The 15,146-nt window shown below is 70.0% G+C and carries 15 protein-coding genes; 12 read left to right on the forward strand and 3 right to left on the reverse strand.

Annotation, left to right across the window (positions count from 1 at the left end):
- From A5704_RS18475 to A5704_RS18490, 4 genes are all read left to right on the forward strand, one after another.
- A partial coding sequence (locus A5704_RS18475; protein ID WP_067890373.1) for a glycoside hydrolase family 57 protein occupies positions 1-1,379 on the forward strand: 1,379 nt, incomplete at its 5' end.
- A 13-nt stretch (positions 1,380-1,392) separates the two neighbouring features.
- Positions 1,393-2,637, forward strand: coding sequence for a glycosyltransferase family 4 protein (locus tag A5704_RS18480; protein ID WP_067890376.1), 1,245 nt, complete (start codon positions 1,393-1,395; stop codon positions 2,635-2,637).
- Positions 2,638-2,646: 9 nt separating this feature from the next.
- Positions 2,647-4,002, forward strand: a complete 1,356-nt coding sequence (locus tag A5704_RS18485; RefSeq protein ID WP_067890380.1) for a TIGR01777 family oxidoreductase — start codon at positions 2,647-2,649, stop codon at positions 4,000-4,002.
- A gap of 66 nt (positions 4,003-4,068) precedes the next feature.
- Entirely contained in the window at positions 4,069-5,055 is a 987-nt protein-coding gene (locus A5704_RS18490) for a hypothetical protein (RefSeq protein WP_067890383.1), read from the forward strand.
- Between the two features lie 97 nt (positions 5,056-5,152).
- On the opposite strand, the gene A5704_RS18495 is transcribed toward A5704_RS18490, so the two are convergent.
- The 3 genes from A5704_RS18495 to A5704_RS18505 all read right to left on the reverse strand — a co-directional run bounded on the left by A5704_RS18495 (position 5,153) and on the right by A5704_RS18505 (position 7,298).
- A complete protein-coding gene (locus A5704_RS18495; protein ID WP_067751062.1) occupies positions 5,153-5,830 on the reverse strand; it encodes a phosphodiesterase in 678 nt (225 codons plus the stop codon).
- A 114-nt stretch (positions 5,831-5,944) separates the two neighbouring features.
- Positions 5,945-6,676, reverse strand: a complete 732-nt coding sequence (locus A5704_RS18500) for a hypothetical protein (RefSeq protein WP_067751066.1) — start codon at positions 6,674-6,676, stop codon at positions 5,945-5,947.
- 127 nt (positions 6,677-6,803) lie between these two features.
- Positions 6,804-7,298, reverse strand: coding sequence for a MarR family winged helix-turn-helix transcriptional regulator (locus tag A5704_RS18505; RefSeq protein WP_067751072.1), 495 nt, complete (start codon positions 7,296-7,298; stop codon positions 6,804-6,806).
- 261 nt (positions 7,299-7,559) lie between these two features.
- Here A5704_RS18505 and A5704_RS18510 point away from each other — a divergent pair, with 261 nt between their 5' ends.
- The 8 genes from A5704_RS18510 to A5704_RS18545 are packed head-to-tail and all read left to right on the forward strand — an operon-like array spanning position 7,560 to position 15,133.
- On the forward strand, positions 7,560-8,741 hold the full coding sequence (locus A5704_RS18510) for a polyprenyl synthetase family protein (RefSeq protein WP_067890386.1): 1,182 nt from the start codon (positions 7,560-7,562) through the stop codon (positions 8,739-8,741).
- 27 nt (positions 8,742-8,768) lie between these two features.
- Positions 8,769-10,301, forward strand: coding sequence for a phytoene desaturase family protein (gene crtI, locus A5704_RS18515; RefSeq protein ID WP_067890388.1), 1,533 nt, complete (start codon positions 8,769-8,771; stop codon positions 10,299-10,301).
- Positions 10,298-11,254 (forward strand): phytoene/squalene synthase family protein, encoded by a 957-nt coding sequence (locus A5704_RS18520; protein WP_067751087.1) that lies wholly within the window; start codon positions 10,298-10,300, stop codon positions 11,252-11,254. The genes crtI and A5704_RS18520 overlap by 4 nt, the downstream gene beginning before the upstream one ends.
- A complete protein-coding gene (locus A5704_RS18525) occupies positions 11,251-11,574 on the forward strand; it encodes a lycopene cyclase domain-containing protein (protein WP_067751090.1) in 324 nt (107 codons plus the stop codon). Before A5704_RS18520 ends, A5704_RS18525 begins: the two co-directional genes overlap by 4 nt.
- Entirely contained in the window at positions 11,571-11,882 is a 312-nt protein-coding gene (locus A5704_RS18530) for a lycopene cyclase domain-containing protein (RefSeq protein ID WP_067751093.1), read from the forward strand. Before A5704_RS18525 ends, A5704_RS18530 begins: the two co-directional genes overlap by 4 nt.
- Positions 11,869-12,594: a class I SAM-dependent methyltransferase gene (locus tag A5704_RS18535; RefSeq protein WP_067751096.1), complete on the forward strand. Its 726-nt coding sequence runs from the start codon at positions 11,869-11,871 to the stop codon at positions 12,592-12,594. The genes A5704_RS18530 and A5704_RS18535 overlap by 14 nt, the downstream gene beginning before the upstream one ends.
- Positions 12,591-14,126 (forward strand): FAD-dependent oxidoreductase, encoded by a 1,536-nt coding sequence (locus tag A5704_RS18540; RefSeq protein WP_067751101.1) that lies wholly within the window; start codon positions 12,591-12,593, stop codon positions 14,124-14,126. The genes A5704_RS18535 and A5704_RS18540 overlap by 4 nt, the downstream gene beginning before the upstream one ends.
- Complete coding sequence (locus tag A5704_RS18545) at positions 14,123-15,133, forward strand: DUF5914 domain-containing protein (protein ID WP_067751104.1); 1,011 nt, start codon at positions 14,123-14,125, stop codon at positions 15,131-15,133. The genes A5704_RS18540 and A5704_RS18545 overlap by 4 nt, the downstream gene beginning before the upstream one ends.
- Positions 15,134-15,146: the final 13 nt, after the last annotated feature.

Genomic DNA, 15,146 nt, shown 5'->3' on the forward strand with positions numbered 1-15,146 from the left:
ACGCGCAGCTCGACGACCCGTACTGCCTGGACGGCATGCACCATTGGCTCGCCAACTGGCGGCTGCGGGCCGCCGAGGCGGCCAGCGTCCGGTCCGCCGCGCGCTCGAAGTCGGCCGAATACCAATCTTGCACGCCGGAAGCGTTGCGCGCCTTGGGGATTCGGGAATGCGCCGAGGCGGACGGGGCGCTGGAAGATTTCGCCACCCGATGGCGGCACGGCGCCAGCCCGCTGCTGCGCGGCCTGCTCGACGCCGGCACCGTGGAGTTGCTCGGCGGCCCGCTGGCCCACCCCTTCCAGCCGCTGCTCGCGCCGCGGCTGCGCGAGTTCGCCCTGCGCGAGGGGCTGGCCGACGCGCAGTCGCGGCTGGGGACGCGAAAAGGGCAGGGCCCCAGCGGGATCTGGGCGCCCGAATGTGCCTATGCCCCGGGCATGGAGCACGACTACGCCGCCGCCGGTGTCACCCACTTCATGGTCGACGGCCCGTCGCTGCACGGCGACACCGCGCTGGGCCGGCCCGTCGGCGACACCGACGTCGTCGCGTTCGGACGCGACCTGCAGGTCAGCTACCGGGTGTGGTCACCCAAGTCCGGCTACCCCGGGCACGCCGCCTACCGCGACTTCCACACCTACGACCACCTCACCGGGCTGAAGCCGGCACGGGTGACCGGCCGCAACGTGGCGTCGGAGGCCAAGGCCCCCTATGACCCCGAGCGCGCCGACCACGCCGTCGACGTCCACGTCGCCGACTTCGTCGAGGTGGTCCGCAACCGGCTGACCAGCGAATCCGACCGCATCGGGCGCCCCGCGCACGTGGTCGCCGCCTTCGACACCGAACTTTTCGGCCACTGGTGGTACGAGGGGCCGACGTGGCTGCAGCGGCTGCTGCGCGCCCTGCCCGCCGCCGGAGTGCGGGTGGGGACGCTGAACGACGCCATCGACGGCGGATTCGTCGGGCGCCCGGTCGCGTTGCCGCCCAGTTCGTGGGGTTCGGGCAAGGACTGGCAGGTCTGGGCGGGCGAGAAGGTGGCCGACCTGGTCCAGCTCAACAACGAAGTGGTCGACACGGCGCTGAGCACAGTGGATAAGGCGCTCGCGCAACGGGCCTCGCTGGATGGGCCGCTGCCCCGCGACCACGTCGCCGACCAGATCCTGCGCGAGACCCTGCTCACCGTGTCCAGCGACTGGCCGTTCATGGTGAGCAAGGACTCGGCCGCCGACTACGCTCGCTACCGCGCCCACCTGCACGCCCACGCGACCCGCGAGATCGCCGGGGCGCTCGCGTCCGGGCGCCGGGACGCCGCTGGGCGCCTGGCCGAAGGCTGGAACCGCGCCGACGGTCTGTTCGGCGCCCTGGACGCGCGCAGGCTGCCCCGATGAGCTTGGCGGCCGCGTGAAGATCCTGATGGTCTCGTGGGAGTACCCGCCGGTGGTGATCGGCGGGCTCGGCCGGCACGTGCATCACCTGTCGACGGCGCTGGCCGCGGCCGGGCACGAGGTCGTCGTGCTGTCCCGCCGCCCCACGGGCACCGACCCCAGCACGCACCCGTCGTCCGACGAGGTGGTCGACGGAGTCCGGGTGATCGCCGCAGCCCAAGACCCGCACGAGTTCTCGTTCAGCACCGACATGATGGCGTGGACGCTGGCCATGGGCCATTCCATGACGCGCGAGGGCCTGTCGTTGAAGAAGCGGGGCACGAACCGGCCGTGGCGTCCCGACGTCGTGCACGCGCACGACTGGCTGGTGGCCCATCCGGCGATCACGCTCGCGCAGTTCTACGACGTGCCAATGGTTTCCACCATCCACGCCACCGAGGCCGGACGGCACTCCGGCTGGGTGTCCGGCGCTATCAGTCGTCAGGTGCACGCCGTGGAGTCGTGGTTGGTGCGCGAATCCGATTCGCTGATCACCTGTTCGGCGTCGATGTCCGACGAGATCACCGAACTGTTCGGGCCCGGCCTGGCCGCAATCACGGTCATCCGCAACGGAATCGACGCCGCGCGCTGGCCGTTCGCCGAGCGCCGGCCGCGCACCGGTCCCGCCGAACTGCTCTTCCTCGGGCGGCTGGAATACGAAAAGGGTGTGCATGACGTCATCGCCGCCCTGCCCCGCATCCGGCGCGCCCACCCCGGGACCACCCTGACCATCGCCGGGGAGGGCACGCAGCAGGAGTGGCTCGTCGAGCAGGCCCGAAAACATCGGGTGCTCAAGGCAACTCGGTTCGTCGGCCACCTCGGCCATGCCGAGCTGCTCGCGGTGCTGCACCGGGCCGACGCCGCGGTGCTGCCCAGCCACTACGAGCCGTTCGGGATCGTCGCGCTGGAAGCCGCCGCGGCGGGGACGCCGCTCGTCACGTCGAACATCGGGGGCCTGGGCGAGGCGGTGATCAACGGCCAGACCGGGGTCTCCTGCCCACCCCGCGACGTCGCTCGGCTCGCCTCGGCCGTGCGGGTCGTGCTCGACGATCCATTCGCCGCGCAGCAGCGCGCCCGCGCCGCCCGCGAACGGCTCACCTCGGCCTTCGACTGGAAGACCGTGGCCCGGGAGACCGCGCAGGTATATCTCGCCGCCAAGCGCGGCGAGCGGCAGCCCCAGCCGCGCATGCCCATCGTGGAGCACGCGCTGCCCAACCGCTAGCCTGCAGCGATGGGGCTGGAATTTTCGAGCGTGGTCGACGCGCCGATCGGCGACGTGTTCGCCTGGCACGCCAGGCCGGGCGCGTTCGCCCGGCTCTCACCGCCGTGGCAACCCATGCGCCTGGTCTCCGAGGCCGCCTCACTCAAGGACGGGCGGGCGACGCTGGCGCTACCGGGCGGCCTGCGCTGGGTCGCCGTCCACCAGCCGGCAGACTACGACCCGCCGCGGCGCTTCGTGGACGCCATCGGCGGCGACGGCCTGGCCACGCTGCCCACCCGAATCGCCGTGCGCTGGCGGCACACCCATGACTTCGAGGCCGTCGGCGACGGCCGCACCCGGGTCATCGACCGGGTGGACACACCGGTGCCCGGGTCGCTGCTGCGGCCCATGTTCACCTACCGGCACCGTCAGCTCGCCGACGATCTGGCCGCCCACCGGCTGGCCGCCGACAACGGGCTGGCTCCGCTGACCGTCGCGGTCACCGGTGCGTCCGGGCTGGTGGGTTCGGCGTTGACGGCGTTTCTGAGCACGGGCGGCCATCGCGTCATCCGGTTGGTGCGCCGCCCTGCGCGCGGAGACGACGAGCGCGAGTGGGATCCCGACGACCCCGACCCGGGACTGTTCGATCGCGTGGACGCCGTCATCCATCTGGCGGGGGCCTCGATCGCCGGCCGGTTCACCGACAAACATCGACATGCCATCCGCGACAGCAGGATTGGCCCTACCCGCCGCCTCGCCGAGGCGCTCGGCCGCGCCACCGACCGCCCGGCGGTGCTCATCTCGGCGTCGGCGATCGGATATTACGGATCCGACCGGGGCGACGAGGTCCTCACCGAGGACAGCGACCGGGGCGGCGGTTTCCTCGCCGACGTGGTCGCCGACTGGGAGGCCGCAACCGAGCCCGCCGAGCAGTCCGGGGTGCGCGTGGTACGGGTGCGCACCGGGATCGTGCAATCCCCGCGCGGGGGCACGCTGAAGCTGATGCGCCCGTTGTTCAGCGCCGGGTTGGGCGGGCGACTGGGCGACGGCCGGCAATGGTTGTCGTGGATCGGGATCGACGACCTGGTCGACATCTACCACCGCGCTCTATGGGACCGGGCGCTGTCGGGAGCCGTGAACGCCGTTGCCCCGCAGCCGGTTCGCAACAGCGAGTACACGACGACGCTGGCGCGCGTCGTGCACCGGCCCGCGGTGTTGCCGGTGCCGTCGCTGGGGCCGCGGGTGCTGCTCGGCGAGCAGGGCGCACGCGAATTGGCGTGCGCCAGCCAGCGGGTTCTTCCGCACAAGCTGAGCGCGCAAGGGCACCGGTTCCGCCAACCCGACCTCGATCAGGCGCTCCGCCACCTGCTCGGGCACGCCCGCTGAATCGCACATAGCGGGATTCGGGGCCGATGAGGCCCCATTTAATTAACTTAATGGTTCAATCCCTTAATGAAGTTCGGTGCGCCGGCCTGGCGTGCCCGTCGGACCAGCGCGACCGTGATCGGCATCGTCGCGCTGGCCGCGATCGCGTTCGCCCCGTGCCCGGCCCGGGCCGAAGCCACGGAGGCCGACAGCACGACCGACGTCACCTGCGCAAGCGCAACGCAGGCGGTACCCACGACGTGGTATTTCCCCAGCACGCCCCCGCTCGGGCTGGTCTGGTTGCAGCACGGCTTCGTGGAAGGCAAGAAGGTGTGGTCCGCGTTCGGCCCCGAGCTCGCGGGCAGCGGTTACCTGGTGGTGGCCACCACCCTGTCCACCCTCAACATCTTCGGCTGCACCGTGGAGCACCTGATCGACAACAGAGGGTTCCTGGACAACATCGCGGAAGTCTTCGCGCACAAAGACGACCCGCGCGGCGCGTTGGCGACGTCGTTCGCGACGGCGGCCGAGAAGGCCGGCCGCCCCGTCGCGCCGCTACCCGACAACATGGTGTTCGTCGGCCACTCGGCGGGCTCCGAGGCCGTCGAATACGTCGCCGAGCGCCTGCACAGCTCCTACCCGGCCGCCTTCACCCAGCTGCGCGGCGTGGTCAGCGAGGACGGCGTCAAGTCGTTCCTCGGCTCCAATACCGACGACGCGCTCGCGGGCCTCGCGGGTACGACGCTGCCGATCTACGCCACGGCGTCGCCGCATCTGCTGTGCAACTTCTTTCAACGCGGCACCAAGGCGATCGAGCGGTACTTCCCGGACCGCACGTTTCACGGGGTGAAAATCACGACCGGCGCCCACGGCGACGCACTCGGCCCGTCGTCGCCGGGTTACGAGAACCTTGTGTGTGGGCGCCCGAAGGCCGACAACGTCGCCGCGGTCTGGGGTCTGACCCGGGGCTGGATCGCCGACATGATCGCGGGAACGACCACACCCGATTTCTACCCTGGCGGAAGCTATTACACCGATCTCTTGACGGCCGGGACCATCACCACGCTGCCGTGACGAGTCTGCGCACCGGTCGAGCGGTGAGCGATCCGTCCGGCCGACGCGTCGCGGGTGACCACCTCGACGAACGACCGTGAATCCACTGCCCGGTCTCCTATTCCGCGTCCCTGCCATGCCGGCTTCGCCGGTAGGCGCGGGCGCGCAGATCGGCGAGCCAGCGCGGGCGCAGGCTCACGCCGGGTGGCGTGTTGATCACGGGATCGAATGACACGTCGGCCGCCGGTTCGGGATCGACGGCCCCGGTCAGCGTGAGCCGGCCCAGCGGCGTGAAATCCCCACTGCCACAGGCTTGGTCGAGCGAGACCTCGATGCTGTCGTGCTCGAGGCGGTCGCGCACGCCGTCCAGCGACAGGCCGGGACCGTCGATCTTGCTGACGATCCGGGCCCTGAGCCACCAATTGGCTCCCCGGTAGTGCAGCGGCATCAGGGTGGTCAGCGTCTGATCGCTCCACGAGATGGCAGGGCGCAGCGCGAGTGCCCGGGACAGCAGCCCCGAGCCCGAGGAGACGACCAGGATGTCCCACGGCCCGGTCCCCTGCGGCGGTGTGACCCGGAAAGCCAGGCCGATGAAGTCAGGCAAGGCCCCGGGCGTGCCACTGGCCTTCGACACCCGGGCGACAACCTCGGACGACGAAATGGGCAGCCCCTGGCCGGCCGGGGCGACCCGTTCGATGAAGCCCTCCGCCAGAACCCCGATCGGATGAAACAACCGTTTGCCCCGGATGGCGGAGCCCCACTGGAAGGGCAGTGCGACAAGATCGGAAACGCTCACCGGCGGCGGGTTCCCCTTTCCCCGCGTCGGAAACGCGCCGGTGCGACGTCGATTCCCCAGGGCTCCGCCCGGGCGTTTGGGTTTCAGCGGCGCGTCGGCAGATGCCGGACCGGTTTACGCGGGCACCCGCAGGCCGACCATGTGCGGTTCCCCGGGTGGTTGCGGCTGCTGGTTTTGCGCCCGGCCGTCGATGTAGACCTGCTGCATGACCGCCTGCCACGACTCCATCTCGGGCACCGATCCCCACATCCCTTCGAAAAGCCCGACGATCACGGCCGCGTTGTCGTCGGTCAGGGCATAGACCGGTCCACCGAAGTCACGACTGTCGACGGCCACGTCGGCGATGATGAACCGCCCTTCGCTGACGGAGGTGATCGATCCGCACCGCTGGCCGACCGATCGACGAAACTGGCACACCGGCAGCCCCGGCTGCGCACGCAGGCCCGGGGAAGACTTCAGTTGCCGGCCGGTCGGCAACTGGTCCGAGGCGGTCACGTCGGGGCCGAGCGCGATGACTTCGTACTCGACGGGCGACATCGCGCGACTCGCCGCCACGTCGTCGGCGGCCTGGCGACGGGCGAGCACGACCTTGCCCACCGGGTTTCCGTCGTGGTCGGTGACGTCCGACTCCCCGTTACCGCATTGACCGCTGGTCACCGCGACCCGCAGCCGGGGCTCGACCAACCCCACCATGCACACGGCCCCGCCTTGGCGGATCTCCATACCGGGAAAGGCCGTGACGGCCGGGGTGGCCGTCGCGGGGGCCGGGTAGCCGACCACCGTTATCGCAATCGTGAAGGCGAAGGCGATCGCCACGCGAGTGTTTCGCCCGCTGGCCATTTCCATTGGGCCCCACCACCCCTCATGTCCGTCCGAGGGATTTTTGTCGGACACTTGAGTTGAGTCGCGTATACCCGCGGGCAACGGCGCCAAACGGCCCCAAGCGCCCGGGCGGACGCGGCGAAGTCGCCGATCACTCCTGGGGCACTGCGAGTTCGCCCTGGAATCGTTGCATGGCGTCGATGACCGCACCGAGCACACGATGCGCTGCCATCAGGTCGGCGTCGGGTAACTCTTCGAGGGCGACCCGGCTGTGGGCATCGAGCGGACTGAAGAACGACCGGGCGGTGGCCAGGCCGGATTCCCCGTGGCGCAGGATGACCTTGCGGCGGTCATCGGGGTGGGAATCGCGCCGGATGTGGCCCGAGTCGATCAACCGGTCCACCAGGTAGGTGATCGCCGAACCGGACAGCCCCATCCGATGACTGAGGTCGCCCGAGGTCATCGGCCGCCCCGCGGCTTCTGCCACCATGATGTACATCAATGCACGGAAGTCATTGGGCCGCAGACGATGTAACATCGCGAATTGCCGACCGATCTGGTCGGATTCGGTCGATATCTCCCGCAGATCGGCCGAGATCAGCGACTCCAGCACATCGCGGCGCAGGCGCTGCTCTTCAGCTTCCATAACAAAGTGAGCATATCCCTGAACCGGCACACAGTTCAGTTCGTTAATGGTTAATTGATTGAAATGGACCTCCGGCGACGATGGCACAGGGGACGAGACGTGACCACGACTGGCGAACCGAGGACAATTTCAGTAAGTTAATGTTTAAGTTATTGAAGGTGATGGGTAAGTCGTCCGAGGTTGGGACGGGCTGATCGGAGCGGGATCGCGGCGACGGCATGGGCCGGTTTCTTCGCGTCCGAACAGCGGAGATGGCGGCGCGTGTTTGAGCCGTCCCGACCTGGGAATGCCAAGCCGTCCAGGAGGGAGCGCGTGGCCAAGATGGGTGCTTTGTCGTTGACACCCGCCACCGAGTCGCCGGCAGCTGCGGCGGACTGGCCGGGCACCGCCCCCTTCGACGAGTGGCGCTCGAGCGTGCGGAACGGCGTGCTCGCCGTCCTCTGCGACTTCGTCGAACCCCGGCGCTCCCAGTTGGACGACACCCGCGTCGACGCCGCCGGCGACATCCTGATGGCGTTCGCGTCTGGCGGCAAGTGTCTGCGGTCGACCTTCATGTACTTGGGGTGGCTCTGCGGTGCCGCGCCCGACCGGGCGGCGCTGCGGGCGGCGGCCAGTTTCGAGCTGCTGCACGTATTCGCGCTGCTGCAGGACGACGTCATGGACGGTTCGGCCGAACGGCGGGGGCGCCCGTCGGCACACCTGCAATTTTCCCAATGGCACCGCGCGCGCGGGCTGTCCGGCTCGTCGGCGCGGTTCGGCGAATCGGCCGCCATCCTGCTGGGTGACCTCTGCCTGATCTGGTCGGAGCAGATGCTGCGCGAGAGCGGTGTCGATGCCCGTCGGTTGCAGCGCGCCTGGCCGCGCTACGACACGATGCGCACCGAGCTTGCGGTGGGCCAGTTCGCCGACCTGGTGAGCGATGTCCGGCGCATGCCTACCCTGGATGCCGTGCTGGACGTGGCCCGCCGCAAGTCGGGCAACTACACCGTGCGGCGGCCGTTGGAGATCGGCGCGGCGATGTCCGATTGCGACGATCGGACGCTGAGCCGACTCGGCCGGTACGGCGCCGCCATCGGGGAAGCCTTTCAGCTTCGCGACGACGTGCTCGGCGTCTTCGGCTCGCCGGCGATCACCGGGAAGCCGGCCGCCGGAGACCTGTTGGAGCGCAAGGCAACCAGCCTCGTGGTGACCGCTCACCAGCTCGCCGATGCGTCCACCCGGGCCGAACTGAACGAACTGATGAACGGCCACGCCCTCGACGGTGAAGCGCTCGATCGATGCAAAAAGCTGATCGTGGGGACGGGGGCGGTCCAGCTGATCGAGCAGATGATCAGCGACCGGGTCGCGGCCGCGCGCGAACACCTCGACGACGCCTCGATCGACGGACCCGTTCGCACCGCGCTGGAGGAAATGGCGACCGCCTGCACGGATCGCGCCGAATGAGCGACGCAAGTTTGGGAGCATGCTGACATGCGGACCATCGAAGGACGCAGCGAGCGCGTCGTGGTGATCGGGGCCGGCCTGGCCGGTCTGTCCGCCGCGCTGCATCTGGCCGGCCGTGGACGCGCGGTCACGGTGGTGGAACGCCACCCCTGGCCGGGGGGGCGCGCCGGCCGCCTCGACGTCGACGGCTATCGAATCGACACGGGGCCGACGGTGCTCACGATGCCGGACATCATCGACGAGACTTTCGCGGCCGCCGGCCAGAGCCGGTCGGGCCGGCTGGAATTGCTGCCGCTTGACCCGGCCTACCGGGCGGTGTTCGCCGACGGCAGCGCGCTCGACGTGCACACCGACCCCGACCGGATGACCACCGCCATTGCAGAGTTCGCCGGATCCGGGCAGGCAGCGGGCTACCGGCGGCTGCGCGAGTGGCTGCAGCGGTTGTACCGGATCGAATTCGACGGGTTCATCGCCGCCAACTTCGACTCCCCGCTGTCGTTGCTCACGCCGCAGTTGGCGCGGCTGACGGCGATCGGCGGCTTCCGCAAGTGGGATCGCGTGGTGAAGCGGCATATCAGCGACCCCCGGCTGCAACGGGTCTTCACGTTCCAATCCCTGTACGCGGGCGTGGCGCCGCGGAACGCCCTGGCCGTGTACGCGGTCATCGCCTACATGGACACCGTCGCGGGCGTGTTCTTCCCGCGCGGCGGGGTTCGCGCGCTTCCCGACGCACTGGCCGCGGCCGCCGCCGATGCGGGGGTCGAATTCCGTTACAACGCCACGGTTACCGGGCTCGACCGCGCCGCCGGACGGGTCAGGGCCGTGCTGACGGATCGCCTGGACCCCATCGCGTGCGACGCGGTGGTGCTGACCACCGAACTGCCCCAGACCTATGAACTGTTGGGCCGCACACCGCGCCGCCCCGTGCGGCTGCGGCCGGCGCCTTCGGCGGTCGTGGCCCACCTGGGCTCCCGCCGCGTCGCCTCCGACGCGGCCCATCACACGATCCTGTTCGGCGATTCCTGGGATCAGACCTTCACCGACATCATCCGCGACGGCCGCGTGATGCGGGATCCCTCGCTGCTGGTCACCCGCCCGACGGCGAGCGACCCCGCCCTGGCCCCGGACGGGCACGACCTGCTGTACGTGCTCGCCCCCGCGCCGAACCTGGATCGCGGGCCCATCGACTGGGACACCGTCGGGGCGCGTTATGTCGACACCCTGATCGACGAGGTCGCGGCGCGGCTACTGCCCGGGTTGGCCGAGGACGCAACGGTATTGGACACCGTCACGCCCGCGGACTGGGCGCGTCAGGGCATGGCGGCGGGCAGCCCCTTCGCGCTGGCCCACACCTTCGGGCAGACGGGCCCCTTCCGGCCGGCCAACATGGTGCGCGGCGTCGAAAACGCGGTGCTGGCCGGCTCGTCAACCGTGCCCGGCGTCGGCGTCCCCACCACGCTGATCTCGGGTCGGCTAGCCGCCGACCGCGTCACCGGCCCCAGCGCCGGCCGAGCCAACCGGATGACGACGCACCACGACATGAGGGCCGGGCTGACATGATTCGCAGCGAATTGGACGCGGCCGGGATCGACGATCCGCGCCTGCGCGAGGGTTATCGGCGCTGCCGCGAACTCAACGCCGCGCACGGCCGCACCTTCTTCTTGGCCACCCGCCTGCTGGCACCCGACCAACGTCCGGCCGTGCACGCCCTCTACGGTTTCGCGCGCTATGCCGACGACATCCTCGACGACCTCGACCCCGGGCTGAGCGCCGACGTCCGCGGCATGCGGTTGCAGCAACTCGCCGACCAATTCTTCTCCGGCGGAGACCATCTCGACGACCCCGTGCTCGCCGCGGTCACCCACACCGCCCGCCGCTACCGCATCGGCACCGAGCTGTTCGACGACTTCCTGGCGTCGATGCGGATGGACCTGACGGTCACCGATTATCCCGACCGCGGTGCGCTCAACCTATACATGCGTGGATCCGCCGAAGCCATTGGCCTGCAGGTTCTTCCGGTCCTGGGCACCGTGGCGCCGGTCGAGGAGACCGCGCCCTACGCCGCGGCGCTGGGTAGGGCGTTTCAGCTCACCAACTTCCTGCGCGACGTCGACGAAGATCTGTTGCGGCAGCGGGTCTACCTGCCGGCCGACGAGCTCGCCGCACACGGTGTGGATCGCGAGCTGCTGACCTGGTGTCACCGCAAGCGCCGCACCGACCCGCGGGTGCGCGAAGCGCTCGCCGCCCAGCACGAGATCACCCGCGAGACTTACCGATTCGCGGCCGCCGGCATCGGCATGCTGAGCCCGCGGTCGCGACCGTGCGTGGCGACCGCGGCGGCGCTGTACTCCGAAATCCTGGACCGCATCGAAGAGAGCGATTTCGCGGTGTTCAATCACCGGGCCACGGTCGGCAGAGCCCGACGGCTGCAGGTCGCCGGCATCGGGCTGATACGGTCGTGGCGGGCGCGCAGTAGTTCGCCCGGCGTTGCCGATGCCCCGGGGGCCGCATGACCGATCGCTGGCAGTATCTTCTGGTCCTCGCCGCATGCCTGGCGATCACCGCGCCCCTGGAGTTCTTCGGCCCCGGCGTCTACCGGCAATGGCGGCGGCTGGTGAAGGCCGTTCTGCCCGTGGCCGTGGCGTTTTTGGTCTGGGACGAGATCGCCATCGCCGCGCACGTGTGGACGTACAACGGCGAATACATCACCGGCCTGGACATCCCGTTCCGGGTGCCGATCGAAGAGGTGCTGTTCTTCATCGTCATTCCGATCTGCGCGCTGCTCACCTACAACGCCGTGAGCACCATCCTGGGCAGGGTCAACCGGCGGTGAGCGGCCTGGGTTATACCGTTCCGGCCGTCGCATCGGTATTCGCCGTGTGCGCACTGGAATTGGCGGTGTTGCGCACCGGGCTCTTCCGACGGCCGGCGTACTGGCTGTCGATGCTGATCATTCTCGGGTTCCAGGTTCCGGTCGACGGATGGCTGACCAAGCTCAGTTCCCCCATCGTCAGCTACGACCCCCGCCACATCACCGGCCTGCGCGTCCCTTTCGACATCCCGGTCGAGGATTTCTTGTTCGGCTTCGCACTCGCCACCGCGGTGCTGCTGGGATGGGAACGCCAACGTGCGCGTCGGTGAAGCCGGCCCGACCCCCGGCGAACTGTCGGCCGCCTTCGACGCCGGAGCGGCGGCGTACGACGGGCTGGTGGGTGCCAGCCCCGGCTATCACAACCAATTGCTTCTCTCCGCCCGCCGCATGCGAATACGTGACCGCGGCAAGGGCTTACGCCTGCTCGACGCCGGCTGTGGCACGGGCGCGTCGACGGCCGCGCTGCTGGCCGTCGCCCCGGAGGCCGAGATCGTCGCCGTCGACGCGTCGCGGGGCATGCTCGACGCTGCGGCCGCGAAGGCCTGGCCCCGGTCGGTGCGATTCGTGCACACCCCCGTCGAGCAACTGGCCGAGCACGGGATCACCGGGCCGTTCGACGGAATTCTGGCCGCCTACCTGATCCGCAACCTCGCCGACCGGGACGGCCAATTGCGGAAACTCCGGGCCCTTCTGCGACCCGGTGCCACACTCGCGGTGCACGAGTACTCGGTGCGCGACTCCCCCGCCGCCACCGGAATCTGGCACGCCGTGTGCTGGGGCATCATCATTCCCGCCGGATGGTGGCGCACCCGCGACGCGGCGCTGTACCGCTACCTGTGGCGCAGCGTGCTCGAGTTCGACGGCGCGGCCCGATTCCGGGACCGCCTCGCCGACGCGGGCTTCACCGCCGTGCACAGCGAAACGATGCCGGGCTGGGAGGCCAACATCGTGCACACCTTCCTGGCGGACGCGCCGCTATGACGGCCCTCGGCACCGATCGCCGGCGCGAAACATTCGCCGCACCAACCGGATTCCCGGATGCCGGAGCGCTGGCGTCACGACCCCGAGTGGTCGTCGTGGGCGGCGGCATCGCGGGGCTGGCCGCTGCCACCGGCCTGGCCGAACGCGGCGTCGCCGTCGAAGTGATCGAGCGCGAACACTACCTCGGCGGCCGGGTCGGCGGCTGGACCGAACGCGAAAACGGGACCGACCTCGCCATGAATCGGGGCTTCCACGCGTTCTTTCGGCAGTACTACAACCTGCGCGCCCTGCTCCGCCGCATCGAACCGCAACTGCGGATGCTCACACCCGTCGACGACTATCCGCTCATCGACGGCGCGGGGCGGCGCGACACATTCCGGGGGCTACCACGCACCCCACCCTGGAACGCGGTGGCCTTCGCCGCCCGCAGCCCGACCTTCCGGCTTCGCGACTTCCTGCAGATCGACGCTCGCGCGGCCGCGCCGCTGGCCGCGGTGTCGGTGCCCGGGATCTACGAGCGCCTCGACCACTTCGATGCCGCGACGTTCCTCAAGAGCATCCGATTCCCCGAAGCAGCAAGGCATCTGGCGTTCGAGGTGTTCTCCCGCAGCTTCTTCGCCGACCCTTCGAAGCTGTCCGCGGCCGAGTTGGCGGCGATGTTTCACATCTACTTCCTCGGCTCGTCCGAAGGCCTGATCTTCGATGTGCCCACGTCGAACTACGACACCGCCCTCTGGCAGCCGCTGCGCCGATACCTCGAGGCGCGGGGCGTCGGGTTTCGCCTCGGCACCAGCGCCGCTCGCATCGAGGCCGGCTCGGCGGAGCCGTTTCGGGTGTGGACGGATTCGGGTGAGCGCCTGGACGCGGACGCCGTCGTGCTGGCCACCGATGTGGCCGGCCTGCAGCGTGTCGTGGGTGCATCGACCGGGCTGGCCACGGACGACTGGCGCGCACAGATCGCGCGGCTGCGGACGGCGCCGCCCTTCGCGGTCCACCGGCTGTGGCTCGATCGCCCCGTCGAGGCGCAGCGGCAGGCGTTTTTGGGCACGGCCGGCCACGAGCCACTGGACAACATCAGCGTGCTGGAGCGCTACGAACGCCAGGCCGCCGAGTGGTCGCGTGCGCACCACGGTTCTGTCGTCGAACTGCATTCCTACGCCCTCGACGCCGCGCCGTCCCGCGCGGCGGCGCTGCGGCAGCTGCGCAAGGTGTACCCGGAAACCGCGGCGGCGCAGGTCGTTTGCGAGCGACTGCTGCACCGCAGCGATTGCCCGCTGTTTGCGCCCGGCTCCTATGCGGACCGCCCGGCGGTGGTCAGCCCCCAGCCGGGCCTGCTGTTGGCCGGCGACGCCGTCCGCATCGACTTGCCGGTCGCGCTGATGGAGCGCGCCGCCACGACCGGTTGGTGCGCCGCGAACCATTTGCTGAGAAGATGGGGACTGGCCGGGCACCCGTTGGTCACCGTACCCACCCGAGGCCGGTCAGCCCTGTTGCGATGGCTCGCCACCCGCGAAGGATCCACTCAACGATGAATATTCGCGAACAGCTCCAGCACCTATGGCCGGGCGTGCGGACCAAAGATTGGCCGCTGCAAGTGATTCCGCGCACCCCGTGGGCCGACCAGCGCCCGACCTACCGCGAGGCGCAGCCCGCCATCATCGACGGCGCGCTGAAACGGGCCCAGGGCAGGCCCACCGGGAACTGGTTCGCGTTCGCCGGCAGCGCCGATGTTCGCCCCGGGCGGCCGTTCGGCGCCCGGATCGCCGGGGTTGACATCGTCGCCTGGCGCGATGACGAGCGCCGGCTCCGCGTCGGTCCGCGCGGTTGCCCCCACCTGGGGGCGGATCTGGCCACCGGGACGGTGCACGACGGCACGCTGATCTGCCGATGGCACGGACTTGCCCTGGACGGCCGGGCGCGCGAATTCGGCTGGAGCCCGTTGCCCGGCCACGACGACGGTGTCCTGGTGTGGGTTCGGCTCGACAAGGCGGGCGGCGAAGAGCCGTCGGCCGAACCGGTGATACCGGCCCGGCCGACCGGCGACACTCTGGCCGCCGTCGCCCGGATGGCGGGCGTGTGCGAGCCCGCCGACATCATCGCCAACCGGCTGGATCCCTGGCACGGTGCCTGGTTCCACCCCTATTCGTTCACCCGGCTCGAAGTGCTCACCACCCCAACCGAAACCGTCGATCGCTTCTTGGTGGCGGTGACCTTCAGGATGGGCCGCCTCGGCGTTCCGGTCGTCGCGGAATTCAGCTGCCCGGAGGCCCGCACGATCGTCATGCGCATCGTGGACGGCGAGGGAACCGGCAGTACTGTCGAAACCCACGCCACGCCAATCGGATCGGGCCCCGACGGCCTCCCCCGCACCGCCGTGCTGGAAGCCACCATCGCCCATTCGGACCGGCCGGGGTTCGCGCGCGCGTCGCGGGCCGCCCCCGTGGTCGCCCCTCTTATGCGCTTCGCGGCCAACAGGCTCTGGCGCGACGACCTCGCCTACGCCGAGCGCCGCTACCAGGTACGCGCCGGCCTCGGCTGACGGGGAAATCGCC

The sequence above is a fragment of the Mycobacterium sp. E735 genome, assembly GCF_001666955.1.
Lineage (GTDB): Bacteria > Actinomycetota > Actinomycetes > Mycobacteriales > Mycobacteriaceae > Mycobacterium.